Raw genomic sequence first — 16,382 nt, forward strand, 5'->3', positions numbered from 1 at the left:
CCGCCACGTATCACCGGAGCGTCGGGCGACTCTTTGTACGTCAGAGGCCGGGGGACGCTGATTCGGGGGGACAGCGTGCCCCGGCCCCGCGGGGAGAGCCGCTGTTCGAGAGCCTGGCTCACGGACCGGGTCGCAGGTGTTCGGGGGGGCACCGCGACCCGGCCTCCCGCGTCGCGGGGGCTGACCCGTTCGCGCCGGAATATGCTGTGCGCAGGCTGTGCATCCTCGCGCCCGCACACAGTTGCCGCACAGAAGGCCTCCCTAATCTCCGGCGGATGACCATCAACGGCATCCCCCTGCACCCCCTCGTCGTCCACGCGGCCGTCGTCCTCGTGCCGCTCGCTGCCCTGTTCGCGATCGCGTACGCCGTGTTGCCCTCGCGGCGCTGGCAGACCCGCACGCCGGCGGTCGTCCTCGCGGTCGTGGCCGCGGTCTCGGTGTGGCTCGCGGCGGCCACCGGCGACAACCTCAAGAGCCGCCTCCACGAGGACACCTCCCTGATCCAGACCCACGAGCACTGGGCCGGCCTGCTCCAGGCCGCCACGTGGGTCCTGGCGGCCCTGGTCGTCGTGGCCTGGTGGTCGCTCCCCCACCACAACCCCCTCCCCGACAAGGACCACAAGGAGGGCGTGACCACGCTGGCCAAGCCGCTCGTCGTTCTCCTGCCGGTCGCGGCCGTGACCGTGCTGGTGCTGGTCGTGCTGACCGGTGACGCCGGCGCCCGTGCCGTGTGGGGCACCGGCGGCCGCAACAGCGGCGCGTCGGCTCCGCCCGCTGCCGCGGTGAGCGGGACCCGCTAGTCCCCCTGGGCGTCGATCAGCCGCTGGACGTACGGCGTCCAGTGGCCGGCGTACCTCCGCTGGAGCTGCGGGATCCGCCAGTCGGTGCCCTCGACCATCTGCCGGCAGCGGTAGCTCTGGCAGTGGCAGCGCAGCACGAAGTCGGGATCGACGACGCTCATGGCGTAGTCGTGCAGCAGCTCGGCACCGTCGGGCACGTCGACCAGCGTGGCCAGGGAGTAGGCGTCGACCCAGCCCAGGTCGGGATCGCAGGCGTGGTTGGCGAAACGGTTGTCGCTTCCGGGCGCCAGCAGCAGATGCAGGTCGTCGTCGACCACCACGCTGTCCACCGACGACGTGCCGGCGGCGAGCAGCCCGCGCAGCTCGGCGGTGTCCACGAGCCTGCCGCCGAGCCGCGAGACCACCGTGCCGGCCGGCAGGTCGGCGGTGGCGAACAGGCCCCGCCCGGCGACCTCGGAGGGCCTCACCTCGACGGCGGGGTGGAGCCAGCTCTCGGGCATCGGGTCGGGCACCCTGCGAACCTAGCCCGAGGTGCTGGTCACGTCGTACGCCGGGCGGCGTAGCCGTCGAGCACGGCGTCGAGGTCGCCGGGCGAGACCCCCGTCGCGAGGGCCTCTGCAGCCAGCTCGGCCTGCGAGGCGGGCGTCATGCCGCCGACCGGCTGGTCGAGGTCGAGGTTGGTCGGGAACGGGTAGCCCTCGGCGGCCGCGGCCAGCGCGTGACCGAGCGCGTCCGCCGACCAGCCGGCGGCTCGGCGCTCGAGCAGCACCGGGTAGATCGCCCGCAGCACGCGGTCCCGGTCCACCGCCTCCATCGCCCGGCCGAACGGTGAGGACACCTGGAGCAGGTTCGCCACCCGCTGGATGTCGGCGGAGACGTTGGTGCCGGCGCCGTGGAAGAGCGCCGGGTTGAAGAAGGCGGCGTCGCCCTTGGCCAGCGCGAGCTGCACATGGTGCGACGCGAAGTGGTCGCGGAACTCCGGGAGGCGCCAGGCGAGGTAGCCCGGCACGTACTGGTGGGAGTAGGGCAGGTACATCGTGGGGCCGCTCTCGACCGGCATGTCGGAGTGCGCGACCGCGCCCTGCAGGGTCAGCACCGGCGAGAGCAGGTGGACGTGGGCGGGGTAGCCCTCGACCACCGTGTTCTCGAGGAAGCCGAGGTGGTAGTCGCGGTGCGGGTCCTGTGCCTGTCCTCCTGGTCGTACGACGTTGACCTGCGAGGTGACCTGGTAGCCCGGACCGAGCCACGCCCGGGCCACGAGCGCGACGACGTCGTTGGCGTAGTAGTCCACGAACGTCCCGGGGTCGCGGACGGCGAGCTTCTCCAGCGCGTTCCACACCCGGTCGTTGGCGCCGGCCTTGGCGAAGTGGTCGCCCTTCGCGCCGCCCACGGCTCTCTCGTCGGCGATCATCGCGTCGAAGGCGGCGGTGGCCCGGTCGACCACCGAGGTGTCGGGGAAGGCGCCGCGGATCGCGACCACCCCCGGCCCGTCGGTGAGGGCGCGGACCAGCTCAGCGGCGACGGTGTCCTCCCCGTCGGGGCCCGCCACCTCCGCGCGCAGCCGCGCCGCGTCGTACACCAGGACGCGGTCGACCACCTCGGCGGCGAGCGGAAACTGCTCCGGATCGGTCGCTCGCTCGACCAGGGTGGCGAAGTCGTCGAGCCGGCAGTCCGCGGTACGCAGGCGGGCGGGTCGGTGCGTCAGGACGGGCGGTACGGACATCGACGTCTCCTGGGCGGGGTCCGGCGGCGAGCGGTGCCCCCAGACTAGGCCGCACCGGAGCGGACGCTCAGGTGGAGCGTCGGTGGTCCCGTCTGCGCTCGCCATCATCTTCCAGTGGGGCGTTCTGGGCGTGGTTGTGCGCGTTCGGTGCTCCCAGGGAGCGACTTGGTGTAAAGTGAACGCGAGATGAACGCCGCGTGAACAACCGTGGCCAGAGCTGACGGAGCCCGAGCATGCAGCACGACGACCGCCCCACCCTGATCCAGACCTGGATCCTCGTGTCCGACGAGCGCGGAGAGCGACTCGAGGCTCGCTGGGTCGTGGAGAGCAGCGTCGACTCCGGCCCGCTGCACGAGGCCGCCTGACCCGGACCGCGATCCGGGCCGTCCGGCTCAGAGCTCCGACTGCACCCCGGCCAACAGCTGGCGGGCGATCACGATCCGCTGCACCTGGTTGGTGCCCTCGTAGATCTGGGTGATCTTGGCGTCGCGCATCATCCGCTCGACCGGGTAGTCGCGGGTGTAGCCGTAGCCGCCGAGCACCTGGACGGCGTTGGTCGTGACCTCCATCGCGACGTCCGAGGCGAAGCACTTGGCGGCGGCGCCGAAGAACGTGAGGTCATCATCGCCCCGCTCGGAGCGACCCGCCGCGGCGTAGGTGAGCTGCCGGGCGGCCTCGACCTTCATGCCCATGTCGGCGAGCAGGAACTGCAGGCCCTGGAACTCCGCGATCGACTTCCCGAACTGCTGGCGCTCCCGGGCGTAGCCGAGGGCGAAGTCCAGCGCGCCCTGGGCCACCCCGACCGCCTGGGCGGCGATCGTGATCCGGGTGTGGTCGAGGGTCTTCATCGCGGTCTCGAAGCCGGTGCCCTCCGCCCCGATCATGCGGTCGCCGGGGATCCGCACCCGGTCGAGGTACACCTCGCGGGTCGGGCTCCCCTTGATGCCGAGCTTCTTCTCCTTGGCGCCGAAGCTGACTCCCTCGTCGGACTTCTCCACGACGAAGGCCGAGATGCCGCGCGCCCCCTTCTCCGGGTCGGTCACCGCCATCACCGTGTAGAACTCGCTGACCCCCGCGTTGGTGATCCACCTCTTCACGCCGTCGAGCACCCAGTCGTCGCCGTCGCGGACCGCGCGACACTTCATCGCCGCCGCGTCCGAGCCGGCCTCGGGCTCGGACAGGCAGTAGGAGAAGCCTCCCTCCCCCGCCGCGAGCCGGGTCAGGTACTTCTTGCGCAGCTCCTCCGAGCCGCTCAGCATCACCGGCAGCGAGCCCAGCTTGTTCACCGCGGGGATCAGGCTGCTGCTCATGCAGACCCGGGCGATCTCCTCGATCACCAGCACCGTGGCCAGGGCGTCGGCCCCGGCGCCGCCGTACTCCTCGGGCACGTGGGGCGCGTGGAAGTCGGCCGCCTGGAGCGCCTGGGCGGCCTCCTCGGGGTAGCGCGAGTCCTCGTCGACCTCCGCGGCGTACGGCGCGACCTTGGCCGCGCACACGTCACGGACCGCCTCCCGGATCGCCTGGTGCTCCTCGGACAGCGCAAACATCGGGAAGTCGGCCATGGCCCCAGATTCTACGGTCGCTGAGGGACCCGGTCCGGCCGCGAGCACGAGGGATTGGTCACGCACTCCTAGGCTGGATCCATGGACGACTGGCAGCGCACGGAGTGGGTCGACCTGATGCTGGACGAGTGCCGGACCTGGGCCGTGGTGGGCCTGTCCGGCAACCCGGACCGTACGGCGTACGAGATCGCCGCCCTGCTGCAGCGCCGGGGCAAGACGATCGTGCCGGTCCACCCGCGGTTCGCCGACGACGGGGTCGACCCGGCGGGCGAGGTGCTCGGCGAGCGCGGCTACGCGACCCTGGCCGACGTGCCGTTCCCGGTCGGCGTGGTCGATGTCTTCCGCCGCTCCGAGGCGGCCGGTGAGTTCGCCGACCAGGCCGTCGCGATCGGAGCGCGCGGGGTCTGGCTGCAGCTCGGTGTGGTGGACCCCGACGCGTTCCGTCGTACGACGGCGGCCGGCGTGCCGATGGTGATGGACGCCTGCCCGGCGATCGAGTGGCGCCGGCGCACCGGCTGACCGGTTCACCGGTCGGAGAGGTCTGGTCCCGGGGTACCGCACGTCGGCACCTGCGACGGAGGCGGCTGGCGCCCGCGCCTCCCTAGCGTCGGAGCATGACGATCCAGATCTCCGAGCCGCGGTCGCAAGCAGGAACGGCCGGGCCGCACCTGGACATCGACCTGGGGGCGGTCGCGGCGAACACCCGCCTCCTGGCGGCCCGCGCGAGCGGAGCCCTGATGGCGGTGGTCAAGGCCGACGGCTTCGGGCACGGCGCACTCGACGTGGCCCGGACCGCGCTCGCCCACGGCGCCACCTCGCTCGGCGTCACCTCGCTGACCGAGGCCTGGCCGCTGCGTGAGGCCGGGCTCACGGCTCCGGTGCTGAGCTGGCTCAACCCGCTGGATGCCGACTTCGCCGAGGCGGTCCGCTGCGAGGTGGACGTCGCCGTCCCCGGTCTCGAGCACCTGGCGGCCGTGGCCGCGGCTCCGGGACGCGCCCGGATCCACCTGCACCTCGACGCCGGCATGGCCCGGGACGGCGCGGCGCCGGCGGCGTGGCCCCGGCTGTGCCGGGCGGCGCGACGGGCCGAGCAGCGCGGTGAGGTCGAGGTGGTCGGCCTGATGGGGCACCTCGGCTGCAGCGACGACCCCGGCGACACCTGCAACGCCCTCGGCCGGAGCCGGTTCGCCTGGGCGCTGGAGATCGCCCGGGCCTGCGGCCTCCGACCCGCCCAGCGCCACCTCGCCGCCACCGCAGCGACGCTGACCGACCCGCTGAGCCACCACACGATGAGCCGGGTCGGCGCCGGACTGGTCGGGATCGACCCCAGCCGGACCACGTCGTTGCGCCAGCCGATGACCCTGACCGCCCCGCTGGTCTCGGTGCGCCGCGTCCGCGCCGGCACGCCGGTCGGCTACGGCCATGCCTACCGGACCCCGCTCGGGACCCATCTCGGGCTGGTGCCGCTGGGCTATGCCGACGGCCTGCCGCGGACGGCGTCCGGCCGGGCCCAGGTGCAGCTCCGGGGCCGGCGGCTGCCGGTGGTCGGCCGGCTCTCGATGGACCAGCTCGTCATCGACCTGGGTGACACCGGCGGCGAGCCCGGCGAAACCGTCACCGTGTTCGGCCCCGGGTCCGCGGGCGAGCCGACGGTCGCCGACTGGGCGGGCTGGGCCGGCACCATCGAGCACGAGATCGTCACCGGCCTCGGCGGGCGGATCGCCCGGCGGACCCGACCGGTCGCCCACCTGCGGAGCGTGTGATGACGACCCGGGTCGCCGTCATCGGGGGCGGCCAGAGCTGTGAGCACGAGGTCTCGCTCGCCTCGGCGGCCGGCGTGGCCGCCGGGCTCGACCCCACGTCGTACGACGTCGTGCCGCTCACCATCGGCCGCGACGGCACCTGGCGTGACCGTGGCTGGAGGCCGATGGGACTGTCGGGCGTCGCCCAGATCCTGCGCGGCTGCGAGGTCGTGTTCCCCCTGGTCCACGGTCCGCGTGGCGAGGACGGGACGCTCGCCGCCCTCTGCGAGCTGGCGGGGCTGCGCTACGTCGGCTCCGGGGTCGGCGCGGGGGCGCTGGCGATGGACAAGTGGGCGACCAAGCTGGTCGCGAACGCGCTCGGCATCGCCACGGCTCCCGGGCGCCTGGTCACGGTGCCTGGAGCGCCGATCGAGCCGTGGACCGGGCCCGTGGTGGTCAAGCCGGTGGCGGCCGGGTCGAGCCGTGGCGTGAGCAAGGTCTGCGAGCCCGACGGCCTGCGACCTGCACTCGAGGCCGCACTCGCACTCGACTCGCGGGCCCTGGTCGAGGACGTGATCGCCGGCCGCGAGATCGACGTGGCCGTGCTGCGCTGCGCCGACGGCGCCCTGGTCGCCGCTCCCCCGCTCGAGATCGTCGGCGACGGGGTCTTCGACTACGACGCGAAGTACGGCGGCGCGGCCGACTTCCGGGTGCCGGCCGTGCTGGAGGAGCGTGACGCCAAGGCCCTCGAGGATGCCGCCCTGACGGTGTACGCCGCCCTCGGCTGCTCGGGCGTCGCCCGGGTCGACTTCTTCCTGACCGACGCCGGCCCGGTGCTCAACGAGGTCAACACCACGCCCGGGATGACCGAGCACTCCCAGGTGCCCCGGATGTTCGCCGCCGCCGGCCTCGGTTACTCCGACCTGCTCGACGAGCTGGTCCGCGGCGCCCACCGGTGACGTCTGGCGTGGTTCGATGACCCGCATGACCTCGCCGCCCGACGCCTGGCGACGCTGGAAGCCGTGGGTGCCGGACGCCGCGGCGGGCCTGGCGGTGCTCGTGGTCGGGCTCTGGGAGAACGACCACGACCTGACCCGGACCTCCACCTGGGGCCCGGTGCTCGTGGTGCTCGGTCTGGCAGTGGCCGTGGCCCTGACCCGCGCGGCGCCCGGGCCCGCGCTCGCCGTCGCCTGGGCCGTCGGCGCGGTCCACCTGGTCACCGGCACGGGTCCGCTGGTGATCGAGGTGATGCTGGCCTACGTCGCCTTCGGCTGCGCGCGCTGGGGCAGCACGACCGTGGTCTGGCTGAGCGGGCTCTCGATCCCGTTCGGCGCGACGATCGCGGTGCTCTGGCTGGACCAGAGCGTCTTCTACCAGGCGCTCGACGTGGCGGGCGTCAAGGTGCTGGCCCGGACGGCGTACCCCGGAGGCAACGGCTGGCGGCTCCCGGCCGGGCTGCTCGGGACCGCCATCCTGATGGCGCCGTGGCTGCTCGGGCTCGCGCTCCGCTTCTCGGACCGCTCGCGGGTGTCGCGTCGCTCGCAGGTGGTGGCCGAGGCCGAGCGTGACCAGGCCGCCGAGATCGCCCGGCTCCGCGACGAGCAGACCCGGCTCGCGCACGACGTGCACGACGTGGTCGGCCACTCGCTCGCGGTGATCCTGGCGCAGGCCGAGTCGGCACAGTTCCGCGACGACCACGACACGGTGGCGCTCAAGCAGACGATGGCCAACATCGCGACGTCGGCCCGGACCTCGCTGGAGGACGTCCGTCAGGTGCTCGCCGCGACCTCCGGCACCGCGGTCGCGACGGCCCGGCAGGCCGACATCGAGAGCCTGATCGAGGGGGTCCGGGCCAGCGGCCACGAGGTGGAGTCGACCCTGGTCGGGATGCCCCAGCCGATGCCCCCCGAGCTCGAGGTCGTCGCCTTCCGGGTGCTCCAGGAGATGCTGACAAACGCGATCAAGCACGGCCGGCGAGACCTCCCCGTCCAGGTCGAGCGTCACTGGGAGGGCGACCTGCGGATCGAGGTGCGCAACGCCCTGAGCGCCGGCCCGGACGAGACCCAGCCCATCGCGCCGGCCCCGTCGTCGCCGGGCGGCGGGCAGGGCGTGGCCGGCATGCGGCGCCGCCTGGAGGCCGTCGGCGGCCGGCTCGACGTACGCCGTCGCAGCGACCCGCCGACGTTCACCGCGACGGCCTGGGTGCCGGTCCGGACGCCCCGATGAGCGAGCGCATCCGGGTGCTCCTGGTCGACGACCAGGAGCTCTTCCGCGAGGGCGTGCGGGTGATCGTGGACGCCCAGGACGGCCTCGAGGTCGTGGGCTCGGCCGCGGACGGCGTGGAGGCGGTGCGGCTGGTCGACGACCTGGCGCCGGACGTCGTGCTGATGGACGTCCGGATGCCCGAGATGGACGGCGTCGAGGCGACCCGGCAGATCTTCCTGCCCGACCGGGTGGCGCGCCGGGAGCGGCCGGTACGGGTGATCGTGCTGACGACCTTCAACCTCGACGACCGCGCGGCCACCGCGATCCGCTCCGGCGCCAGCGGCTTCCTGCTGAAGGGGACCACGCCCGCGATGCTGCGCGACGCGATCCGCACGGTGTACGCCGGCAACGCCGTGCTCGCCCCCCAGGACCTCGCCACCCTGCTGGACGGCCAGTTCCAGGCCCGCACCCCGCCTCCCCCGTCGTACCTCTCGCTGACCGACAAGGAGCGCGAGGTCTTCGGAGCCGTGGCACAGGGGCTGTCGAACAGCGAGATCGGCGGCCAGATCTTCGCCAGCGAGTCGACGGTGAAGACCCACGTCGGTGCGATCCTGCGCAAGCTCGGCCTGCGCGACCGTGTGCAGATCGTGGTCTTCGGCCACGAGCACGGCCTCGTGGACGGCTGAGCGGCTCTCAGAAGCCGAGTGTGCGACCCCACTGCCAGCCCTCGCTGTACCGTCGCAGGACAGGCATCGACGAAGGAGCGCGCTATGAGCATGCCGTCAGGTGGCAGCGGAGCTCCCGGCCACGGCGGCTTCACCGCCTTCTCGCCGGGAGCACACTCGGGAGTTGACCCCGATGCGGACGCCCACGTCGCCGAGGGCTCCATCGACACTCGGGCCCGGAACGCGCTCACCCTCGGTCTGCTGAGCCTCGTCCTCAACGTCCTGACCGGCATCCCGGCGATCCTGGTCGGACGCCACGCGCTCGCCCACATCGCCGCCGCCGACGGTGCCCTGAAGGGGCGCTGGGCGGCCTGGACCGGGATCGCGCTCGGGTGCCTCAGCGTCGTCGCCTTCGTCGGGGTCGTGATCTACCTCAACCAGCACCCCTGACCCAGGCTCGGCGCGGCTCTCAGAAGCCGAGCTTGCGCGCCCCCGCCGACGAGCGGACCTTCTTGCCCTTCTCCTGCGCGGTGGTGCGCAGGTCGGCCTGGAAGTCGAGCATCCGCTGCCGCAGGTCGGCGTCGGAGGCGGCCAGGATCCGCACGGCCAGCAGCCCCGCGTTGCGGGCGTTGCCGACCCCGACGGTGGCCACCGGTACACCGGCCGGCATCTGCACGATCGAGAGCAGCGAGTCCATCCCGTCGAGGTGCTTGAGCGGCACGGGTACGCCGATCACCGGGAGTGGGGTGACCGCGGCGAGCATCCCGGGCAGGTGAGCGGCCCCGCCGGCGCCGGCGATGATCACCGACAGCCCGCGCTCGGCCGCCCCGCGGCCGTAGCCGAGCATCTCGTCGGGCATCCGGTGGGCCGAGACCACGTCGGCCTCGTAGGCGACGTCGAACTCCTTGAGCGCCTCGGCCGCGGCCTCCATCACCGGCCAGTCGGAGTCCGAACCCATCACGATCCCGACGCGGGCTGCTTCACTCATTCGCTCTCATCCCCCAGGTCTCCGGCGAACCACGCCGCCGCGTGGCGGGCGCGCTCCAGACAATCTTGCAGGTCGTCGCCGTAGGCGTTCACGTGCCCGACCTTGCGGCCCGGACGCGGCTCCTTGCCGTACAGGTGCACGCGCAGCCTCGGGTCGCGGGCCAGGGCGTGCGGGTAGCCGTCGTACAGACGGCCCCCGGAGTCGGCAGGGCCGCCGAGGATGTTGACCATCACCGTCCAGGGGGCGCGCGCCAGGGGTGAGCCCAGCGGCAGGTCGAGGACGGCACGCAGGTGGTTCTCGAACTGCGAGGTGACCGCGCCGTCCTGGGTCCAGTGACCGGTGTTGTGCGGTCGCATCGCCAGCTCGTTGACCAGGACGCCGTCGGCGGTCTCGAACAGCTCGACGGCCAGGATCCCGGTCACGTCGAGGTCGCGGGCGATCCGCAGCGCGAGCTCCTGGGCCTGCGCGGCGTGGGCAGGGTCCAGGCCGGGGGCCGGAGCCACCACCTCGGCACAGATCCCGTCCCGCTGGGTCGACTGCACCACGGGGTACGCCGCCGCCTGGCCGCTGGGGCTGCGGGCCACCAGGGCCGAGAGCTCGCGGTCGAAGTCCACCCGCTCCTCCGCGAGGATCCGCACCCCGGTCCGGGCCGCGACCTCGAACGCCGGCCCGCACTCGTCCGGCGTACCGACGAACCAGACGCCCTTGCCGTCGTAGCCGCCGCGTGCGGTCTTGAGCACGCACGGGAAGCCGAAGTCGGCGACGTCGGCGACGTCGGCGACCTCCCGGTGCCGGGGCTGCGGGATGCCGAGCCGGTCGACGGCGGCGCGCATCACCAGCTTGTCCTGAGCGTGGACCAACGCCTCCGGCCCGGGACGTACGGCGACCCCGTCGGCGGCGAGGGCGTGCAGGTGGTCGGTCGGGACGTGCTCGTGGTCGAAGGTGACCACCCGGCAGCCGGAGACGACGCGATGCAGGGTGGCCAGGTCGGTGTAGTCGCCCACCAGGTGGTCGGGGATCACCTGGCTCGCGGAGACTCCGGGCGCCTCGGCCAGGAGCCGCAGCGGGATGCCCAGGGCGGCGGCGGGCTCGGCCATCATCCGGGCCAGCTGACCGCCTCCGATGACGGCGATCGTGGGCGCACTCTCGGACCCGGGGCTCACGCGGGACAGCGTAAGGGCTGACGCGCTGGCGTCAGACTGCGGCCGCCTGCGCGGGCATGGTGGCGCTGTACGCGGGTGCGTCCGACTCGAAGCGGAGCCCGGCGCCACGCACCGTGGTGATCAGGGTCGGCTGGCTCGGGTCGTCGCCGAGCTTGCGGCGGACCCACCCGAGGTGGACGTCGATGGTCTTCGACGAGGTCCAGAAGGTGGTGTTCCAGACGGTCAGCATCAGGTCGTCGCGCGAGACGACCTCACCTGCGTGCGCCATCAGGTAGTGGAGCAGGTCGAACTCCTTGCGCGAGAACACGATCTCGCGATCATCGCGCCAGACCCGCCTGGTAACGGGGTCGACGGTGACGTCCTGGACCTTGAGCACACACTTAAAATAGGTACCCAACACCCCTTCGCGCCGGGGAATGGCTCAACTCGCATGGTTCCGAAGGTAAAATCTCCCCCAGCGGTCAATGACGTCGGACGGCCACGGGTTCGACCAGACCGAAGCCTCGCACCGGTCTCGCCGGCAGCGGACGCGTCTCGAACTGGTCCTCCGGCAGCAGCTCCGCGGTCGCCCGGTCGACGATCACCCGGTTGCGCCGCGCCACCGCCGTGAGCCGTGCCGCCATGTTCACCGGCGGCCCGAACACGTCCCCGAGGCGCATCGCCACGGATCCGGTGGCCAGCCCCACTCGGACGTCGGGCATCCGGTGGTCGCGCCCGACCACGGTGATGATCCCCTCGGCGGTGTCGTAGGCCCGGATCGGGTCCTCGTTCACGAACAGCACGGCGTCCCCGATGCTCTTGATCACCCGCCCGCGCTGCCCGGCCACGACGTCCGCGCACCGCGACTCGAACACCTCCACCAGGTCACCGAGACGGTCGTGGTCGAGCTGGTTGGAGAGCGCGGTGAAGGCGACGATGTCGGCGAACCCGACGGTCACCTCGGTGGTCTGGAGGTCCTCCTCGTTGGCGCCGAGGGTCTCGATCCGACCCACCGCCGCCGCGAGGTGCCGGCGCCAGACGTAGACCAGAAGCTCCTCGAAGGGCTCGTTGAGCTGCTCGACCATCTGCAGCGCCGCCGTGGCCCGCGAGCCGGTGGCGTCGTCACCCGCCTCGAGCTCCTGGACGCGGTGCACGAGCGTGCCGACCTCCCAGTCGGCGAGCCGGGCCATCGTCTGGCCGACCGCACGGGTCAGGTTGACCGCCATGTCGAAGTCGATGACGCCCGCGTCGACCAGCCGCAGCAGCGTCGAGACCGCGTCGGCGTCGGCCTGGGTGAACGCGCGGTCCACCCCGTGGTCGGGGAAGCCGAGGGCCCGCCAGAGCCGTCGCGCCTGCTCGATCGTGGCACCGGTCTCCGCGGCCACCTCGAGGGCGTTGAAGCTGACCTCCTCGCCCAGGATGGCGCGTTCGAGGCGATGTCCCGGACTGGGCTCAGGCTCCGTCATCGGTCCTTGGGTCGGCGGCGGGCGCGCCGGCGTCGAGCAGCTCGGTGAGTCGGCGCTGGACGCTCTCGACGTGGGGGATGTCGTGCAGTCGCACCGAGCCGTGGGTGCTGGCGTCGCTGATCACGAGCGTGCCGCACCCGAGCATCCGGTCGAGCACGCCCATGTCGTAGGCGACGTCGCTGATCCGGTGCAGCGGGATGTCGTGACCGCGGCGCGAGATCACGCCCTCGCGGGTGATCAGCCGCTTGGTCGTGATCGTGTACGTCGAGGTCAGCCAGTCCAGGAACGGCCGCAGGGTGAACCACACGACGACGAGCAGCGCCAGGATCCACACGATCAGGCTGACCACGCCGTTGCCGATGTGCCGGTCGAGGAAGATCGCCACCGCCAGGGTCACGAGGAGCACCAGGACCGGGACGATCAGTGCCTTGGGATGGGTGCGTGTGTCGACGACGACGGACTCGCCGTCGGTCAACAGCTTGGGAGAGATGGCCACGGGCCCGAGTGTCTCACCCCGCGGGGCGAAGGTGAACGACATCGCCCGCGCTCAGGGTGAGCGTCTCGCCGGCCGTCCGGAGCAGCAGCCGGCCGTGGTCGTCCACGTCGACGACGCGACCCTCGACGGTCCGGTCGTCGGGCAGGTCGACCCGCACGTCCTGGCCCAGGGTCGCGCTGCGGTCGCGGTACTGGTTCAGGAAGAGGTCCGGATGCGCTGCGGCGTGGCGCAGGGAGGCACGCAGGGAGGCGAGCACATCGCCGAACAGGGCGGTCCGGTCGACCGGGTGCCCGGCCAGGGTCAGCGAGGTGGCGGTCGGCACCGGCAGCTCCGCGGCGGTCTGGTCGACGTTGATCCCCACCCCGATCACCGCCACCGGTGGCTGTCCCGACGACGGGCCCGTCACCCGCTCGACCAGGATCCCGCAGACCTTCAGGCCGTCCACCAGCACGTCGTTGGGCCACTTCACGGCGGCGTACCCGCCCAGCGCCCGGGACACGGCGTACCCGGTGACGAGCGGGACCAGCGGCCACCACTCGAGGTCCATCCCGGGGTCGACGACCGCGGAGAAGGTGAGGGCCGCGCCCGGTGGGGTCACCCAGTCGCGGTCGAGCCGGCCCCGGCCCGCCTGCTGGTGGTCGGCGACCACGACCAGGTCGGGCACCGGGTCGGTGGCGGCGAGGACGTTGGTCGAGCCGGCCTCGGCGTGCAGCTGCACGGTCCACGACGGGCCGGCCGCGGCCTGGAGGGCGGTCGGGTCGAGCGGCGACCGGGCGGAGCGGGAGGAGTCCATGGCACTACATTGGCCCCGCAGACGCGAGGAGGCCACCACACGTGAGCGCCCAACCCAAGAACCAGCCGACGATGAAGCCCGGTGAGGGCACCGATGTCCCCGCCGACATCGACATCCACACCACGGCCGGCAAGCTCGAGGACCTCGAGCGCCGGCTCGACGCCGCGGTCCACGCCGGCTCCGAGAAGGCGATCGAGAAGCAGCACGCCAAGGGCCGCAAGACCGCCCGCGAGCGGATCGAGCTGCTCTTCGACGAGGGCTCGTTCGTCGAGCTCGACGAGCTCGCCCGGCACCGCTCCACGGCGTTCGGGCTGGAGAAGCGGCGCCCGTACGGCGACGGCGTGATCACCGGCTACGGCACCATCGAGGGTCGCCAGACCTGCGTGTTCAGCCAGGACTTCACGATCTTCGGCGGCTCGCTCGGCGAGGTGTACGGCGAGAAGATCACCAAGGTGATGGACCTCGCGATGAAGACCGGCTGCCCGATCATCGGCATCAACGAGGGCGCCGGTGCGCGGATCCAGGAGGGGGTGGTCTCGCTCGGCCTGTACGGCGAGATCTTCCGCCGCAACGTGCACGCCTCCGGGGTGATCCCGCAGATCAGCCTGATCATGGGCTCCTGCGCCGGTGGCCACGTCTACTCCCCCGCGGTCACCGACTTCACGGTGATGGTCGACGGCACCTCCAACATGTTCATCACCGGACCCGACGTGATCAAGACCGTCACCGGTGAGGACGTCACGATGGAGGAGCTCGGCGGGGCCCGGACCCACAACACCAAGTCCGGCAACGCCCACTACATGGGCTCCGACGAGGACGACGCGCTCGACTACGTCAAGGCGCTGCTGTCGTTCCTGCCGCAGAACAACCTCGACCCCTCGCCGTCCTACGACGCCCCCGCGGACCTGGCCGTCACCGACCTCGACCGCACGCTGGACGTCGTGATCCCCGACGGCGCCAACCAGCCCTACGACATGCACGAGGTGATCTCCGCCGTCGTCGACGACGAGGAGTTCCTCGAGGTGATGGCGATGTTCGCCCCCAACATCCTGATCGGCTTCGGCCGGGTCGAGGGGAGGTCGGTGGGCATCGTCGCCAACCAGCCGATGCAGTTCGCGGGCACGCTCGACATCGACGCCTCGGAGAAGGCCGCCCGCTTCGTGCGCACCTGCGACGCCTTCAACATCCCGGTGCTGACGTTCGTCGACGTGCCGGGCTTCCTGCCCGGCACCGACCAGGAGTGGAACGGCATCATCCGCCGTGGCGCCAAGCTGATCTACGCCTACGCCGAGGCCACCGTGCCCCTGGTCACCGTGATCACCCGCAAGGCCTACGGCGGCGCCTACGACGTGATGGGGTCCAAGCACCTCGGCGCCGACATCAACCTGGCCTGGCCGACCGCCCAGATCGCGGTGATGGGCGCCCAGGGTGCGGTGAACATCCTCTACCGCGGCGAGCTCAAGGACGCTCCCGACCCGGAGGCCCGGCGCGCGGAGCTGATCACGGCGTACGACGACACGCTGGCCAACCCCTACATCGCCGCCGAGCGCGGCTACGTCGACGCCGTGATCGCCCCCCACGAGACCCGGCTCGAGGTGGTCAAGGCGCTGCGGCTCCTCGAGACCAAGCGGGAGTCGCTGCCGCCCAAGAAGCACGGGAACATCCCACTGTGAGCGACGAGACCTCGCCCGCCCCGCTCCTGCGGGTCGTCTCGGGCGACCCCTCACCGGAGGAGCTGGCAGCGCTGGTCGCGGTGGTCGCCTCGCTGGGCAGCCCCGCCGCCGCTCCTGCTCGTCGTACGCCTGCCTGGAACGCGCCGCGCCGGCTGGTGCGGTCCACCCATCGGCACGGCGCCGGCGCCTGGCGGATGTCCGGTCTTCCTCGCTGAGCCCGGCGGCTTCACCCGCCGGGCGTGGCGAGGAACGCCCGCACCTCGGCCTCGACGCCGGCCCGGTCGGCGCCGAACCAGATCAGGTGCCACGGGGCGCTGGACTCGTACAGGCGCGCCCCTGGAATGGTGGTGGCGAAGGCTTGTGCGTGGGTCCACGCGACGCTGCCGTCGGCTCGGCTGGCCATCACCAACGTGGGGCAGGCGACGGCTGTCAGGGTGCGCCGCGCCTCGACCGGATCGAGGCGGGCGAAGTCCTGCAGGTCGTTGGCGAAGCCGGTGCCCGACGACATCTCACAGAACAGACGCAACACGGCCGTCCGCTCGGGAGTGGTCAGCTGGCGCAGGCAGGACCTGGCCGATCCGGTGGTGAGCGGGCCGATGACGGCCCGCAGGCCCAGCTCCGGGGCGCGGGTCAGCAGCAGCCGGGTCGCGGCCCAGGTCCACGTCCCGGCGCGTGGACCGAACAGCACCGGTGCGGCCCGGCGCTGGAGCCGGGAGTCCGGCCACGGGCCCACCGCGGGCGCGGCGCTCTGCAGGACCAGCCGTCGTACCAACGAGGGGTGACGCGCGGCGAGCTCCACCGCGGTCCGGCCGCCGGCCGAGATGCCCACCACCGCCTCGACGGTGGTGTGGCCCAGTCTGTCGCAGAGCTCGGCGACGACCGCCGCGAAGTCCCGGGCGCCCAGCGGTCCGACCCGGGTACGCCCGTACCCGGGTCGGGAGACGACGAGGAGCGCGGAGCCCGAGGCGCGCAACGACTCCTCGCCGAGTGCGAGCCCGGCATGCATGTGACCGCCTGGAAGCACCACGACCGGCGGTCGAGTTCCCGGCTCCGACCGGAACTCGACGGTGCCGGCGGTGAGCGTCACCGTCCGGGTCGGCAGCGACCTGCGAGGCCCGGCAGCCACG

20 protein-coding genes are annotated in these 16,382 nt (G+C 72.5%); 10 read left to right on the forward strand and 10 right to left on the reverse strand.

The features are described 5' to 3' along the window. Nucleotides 1–275: 275 nt before the first annotated feature. Nucleotides 276–800, forward strand: coding sequence for a DUF2231 domain-containing protein (locus E3N83_RS10080; protein ID WP_151083142.1), 525 nt, complete (start codon nt 276–278; stop codon nt 798–800). Here the strand turns inward: E3N83_RS10080 and E3N83_RS10085 are convergent. Both E3N83_RS10085 and E3N83_RS10090 read right to left on the reverse strand, forming a co-directional pair. Next, on the reverse strand, nt 797–1,312 hold the full coding sequence (locus E3N83_RS10085; protein ID WP_151083143.1) for an SET domain-containing protein: 516 nt from the start codon (nt 1,310–1,312) through the stop codon (nt 797–799). The two genes, E3N83_RS10080 and E3N83_RS10085, sit on opposite strands and share 4 nt — an antisense overlap. Before the next feature lie 26 nt (nt 1,313–1,338). Beyond that, the gene (locus tag E3N83_RS10090) at nt 1,339–2,523 is read right to left on the reverse strand and encodes a phytanoyl-CoA dioxygenase family protein (protein ID WP_151083144.1); all 1,185 of its coding nucleotides are present in this window, start codon (nt 2,521–2,523) and stop codon (nt 1,339–1,341) included. Nucleotides 2,524–2,756: 233 nt separating this feature from the next. Here E3N83_RS10090 and E3N83_RS20225 point away from each other — a divergent pair, with 233 nt between their 5' ends. Beyond that, the gene (locus tag E3N83_RS20225) at nt 2,757–2,888 is read left to right on the forward strand and encodes a hypothetical protein (RefSeq protein WP_272950251.1); all 132 of its coding nucleotides are present in this window, start codon (nt 2,757–2,759) and stop codon (nt 2,886–2,888) included. A 27-nt stretch (nt 2,889–2,915) separates the two neighbouring features. On the opposite strand, the gene E3N83_RS10095 is transcribed toward E3N83_RS20225, so the two are convergent. Continuing rightward, nucleotides 2,916–4,085 (reverse strand): acyl-CoA dehydrogenase family protein, encoded by a 1,170-nt coding sequence (locus E3N83_RS10095; RefSeq protein ID WP_151083145.1) that lies wholly within the window; start codon nt 4,083–4,085, stop codon nt 2,916–2,918. Between the two features lie 81 nt (nt 4,086–4,166). Between E3N83_RS10095 and E3N83_RS10100 the strand changes: the two genes are divergently transcribed. The 6 genes from E3N83_RS10100 to E3N83_RS10125 all read left to right on the forward strand — a co-directional run bounded on the left by E3N83_RS10100 (nt 4,167) and on the right by E3N83_RS10125 (nt 9,147). After that, nucleotides 4,167–4,604, forward strand: coding sequence for a CoA-binding protein (locus E3N83_RS10100; protein WP_151083146.1), 438 nt, complete (start codon nt 4,167–4,169; stop codon nt 4,602–4,604). Nucleotides 4,605–4,699: 95 nt separating this feature from the next. After that, nucleotides 4,700–5,848, forward strand: coding sequence for an alanine racemase (gene alr, locus E3N83_RS10105; protein WP_151083147.1), 1,149 nt, complete (start codon nt 4,700–4,702; stop codon nt 5,846–5,848). Beyond that, complete coding sequence (locus E3N83_RS10110) at nt 5,848–6,786, forward strand: D-alanine--D-alanine ligase family protein (protein WP_151083148.1); 939 nt, start codon at nt 5,848–5,850, stop codon at nt 6,784–6,786. The genes alr and E3N83_RS10110 overlap by 1 nt, the downstream gene beginning before the upstream one ends. A gap of 25 nt (nt 6,787–6,811) precedes the next feature. Further along, nucleotides 6,812–8,053, forward strand: a complete 1,242-nt coding sequence (locus tag E3N83_RS10115; protein ID WP_151083149.1) for a sensor histidine kinase — start codon at nt 6,812–6,814, stop codon at nt 8,051–8,053. Then, complete coding sequence (locus E3N83_RS10120; RefSeq protein ID WP_151083150.1) at nt 8,050–8,718, forward strand: response regulator; 669 nt, start codon at nt 8,050–8,052, stop codon at nt 8,716–8,718. The genes E3N83_RS10115 and E3N83_RS10120 overlap by 4 nt, the downstream gene beginning before the upstream one ends. A gap of 84 nt (nt 8,719–8,802) precedes the next feature. Then, a complete protein-coding gene (locus tag E3N83_RS10125; protein WP_151083151.1) occupies nt 8,803–9,147 on the forward strand; it encodes a hypothetical protein in 345 nt (114 codons plus the stop codon). A 19-nt stretch (nt 9,148–9,166) separates the two neighbouring features. Here E3N83_RS10125 and purE read toward each other — a convergent pair whose 3' ends face one another. The 6 genes from purE to E3N83_RS10155 form a co-directional block, all read right to left on the reverse strand. Beyond that, nucleotides 9,167–9,685 carry a 5-(carboxyamino)imidazole ribonucleotide mutase gene (gene purE, locus E3N83_RS10130; RefSeq protein WP_151083152.1) on the reverse strand — a complete coding sequence of 173 codons (519 nt, stop codon included), beginning with the start codon at nt 9,683–9,685 and terminating at the stop codon, nt 9,167–9,169. Continuing rightward, nucleotides 9,682–10,848, reverse strand: a complete 1,167-nt coding sequence (locus E3N83_RS10135; RefSeq protein ID WP_202879191.1) for a 5-(carboxyamino)imidazole ribonucleotide synthase — start codon at nt 10,846–10,848, stop codon at nt 9,682–9,684. The genes purE and E3N83_RS10135 overlap by 4 nt, the downstream gene beginning before the upstream one ends. Before the next feature lie 31 nt (nt 10,849–10,879). Next, the gene (locus E3N83_RS10140; protein WP_151083153.1) at nt 10,880–11,224 is read right to left on the reverse strand and encodes a winged helix-turn-helix domain-containing protein; all 345 of its coding nucleotides are present in this window, start codon (nt 11,222–11,224) and stop codon (nt 10,880–10,882) included. An 85-nt stretch (nt 11,225–11,309) separates the two neighbouring features. Further along, on the reverse strand, nt 11,310–12,293 hold the full coding sequence (locus E3N83_RS10145; protein ID WP_151083154.1) for an adenylate/guanylate cyclase domain-containing protein: 984 nt from the start codon (nt 12,291–12,293) through the stop codon (nt 11,310–11,312). Continuing rightward, nucleotides 12,280–12,789, reverse strand: coding sequence for a PH domain-containing protein (locus tag E3N83_RS10150; RefSeq protein ID WP_151083155.1), 510 nt, complete (start codon nt 12,787–12,789; stop codon nt 12,280–12,282). Before E3N83_RS10150 ends, E3N83_RS10145 begins: the two co-directional genes overlap by 14 nt. Nucleotides 12,790–12,802: 13 nt before the next feature. Then, nucleotides 12,803–13,582, reverse strand: coding sequence for a biotin--[acetyl-CoA-carboxylase] ligase (locus E3N83_RS10155; RefSeq protein ID WP_151083156.1), 780 nt, complete (start codon nt 13,580–13,582; stop codon nt 12,803–12,805). A 71-nt stretch (nt 13,583–13,653) separates the two neighbouring features. Here E3N83_RS10155 and E3N83_RS10160 point away from each other — a divergent pair, with 71 nt between their 5' ends. Beyond that, nucleotides 13,654–15,255, forward strand: coding sequence for an acyl-CoA carboxylase subunit beta (locus E3N83_RS10160; RefSeq protein WP_151085118.1), 1,602 nt, complete (start codon nt 13,654–13,656; stop codon nt 15,253–15,255). Beyond that, a complete protein-coding gene (locus E3N83_RS10165; RefSeq protein WP_151083157.1) occupies nt 15,252–15,470 on the forward strand; it encodes an acyl-CoA carboxylase subunit epsilon in 219 nt (72 codons plus the stop codon). Before E3N83_RS10160 ends, E3N83_RS10165 begins: the two co-directional genes overlap by 4 nt. Nucleotides 15,471–15,481: 11 nt before the next feature. Here the strand turns inward: E3N83_RS10165 and E3N83_RS10170 are convergent, their stop codons facing one another. Next, a complete protein-coding gene (locus E3N83_RS10170) occupies nt 15,482–16,381 on the reverse strand; it encodes an alpha/beta fold hydrolase (RefSeq protein ID WP_202879192.1) in 900 nt (299 codons plus the stop codon). Between the last annotated feature and the right edge of the window lies 1 nt (nt 16,382).

It is taken from the genome of Nocardioides cynanchi (assembly GCF_008761635.1).
Taxonomy (GTDB): domain Bacteria; phylum Actinomycetota; class Actinomycetes; order Propionibacteriales; family Nocardioidaceae; genus Nocardioides; species Nocardioides cynanchi.

Excerpts from the sequence above, each read along its gene's own strand:
- E3N83_RS10080 (WP_151083142.1), top strand. The coding sequence starts at position 276 with ATGACCATCAACGGCATCCCCCTGCACCCCCTCGTCGTCCACGCGGCC.
- E3N83_RS10090 (WP_151083144.1), bottom strand. The coding sequence starts at position 2,523 with ATGTCCGTACCGCCCGTCCTGACGCACCGACCCGCCCGCCTGCGTACC.
- E3N83_RS20225 (WP_272950251.1), top strand. The coding sequence starts at position 2,757 with ATGCAGCACGACGACCGCCCCACCCTGATCCAGACCTGGATCCTCGTG.
- E3N83_RS10095 (WP_151083145.1), bottom strand. The coding sequence starts at position 4,085 with ATGGCCGACTTCCCGATGTTTGCGCTGTCCGAGGAGCACCAGGCGATC.
- E3N83_RS10100 (WP_151083146.1), top strand. The coding sequence starts at position 4,167 with ATGGACGACTGGCAGCGCACGGAGTGGGTCGACCTGATGCTGGACGAG.
- alr (WP_151083147.1), top strand. The coding sequence starts at position 4,700 with ATGACGATCCAGATCTCCGAGCCGCGGTCGCAAGCAGGAACGGCCGGG.
- E3N83_RS10110 (WP_151083148.1), top strand. The coding sequence starts at position 5,848 with ATGACGACCCGGGTCGCCGTCATCGGGGGCGGCCAGAGCTGTGAGCAC.
- E3N83_RS10115 (WP_151083149.1), top strand. The coding sequence starts at position 6,812 with ATGACCTCGCCGCCCGACGCCTGGCGACGCTGGAAGCCGTGGGTGCCG.
- E3N83_RS10120 (WP_151083150.1), top strand. The coding sequence starts at position 8,050 with ATGAGCGAGCGCATCCGGGTGCTCCTGGTCGACGACCAGGAGCTCTTC.
- E3N83_RS10125 (WP_151083151.1), top strand. The coding sequence starts at position 8,803 with ATGAGCATGCCGTCAGGTGGCAGCGGAGCTCCCGGCCACGGCGGCTTC.
- purE (WP_151083152.1), bottom strand. The coding sequence starts at position 9,685 with ATGAGTGAAGCAGCCCGCGTCGGGATCGTGATGGGTTCGGACTCCGAC.
- E3N83_RS10145 (WP_151083154.1), bottom strand. The coding sequence starts at position 12,293 with ATGACGGAGCCTGAGCCCAGTCCGGGACATCGCCTCGAACGCGCCATC.
- E3N83_RS10155 (WP_151083156.1), bottom strand. The coding sequence starts at position 13,582 with ATGGACTCCTCCCGCTCCGCCCGGTCGCCGCTCGACCCGACCGCCCTC.
- E3N83_RS10160 (WP_151085118.1), top strand. The coding sequence starts at position 13,654 with ATGAAGCCCGGTGAGGGCACCGATGTCCCCGCCGACATCGACATCCAC.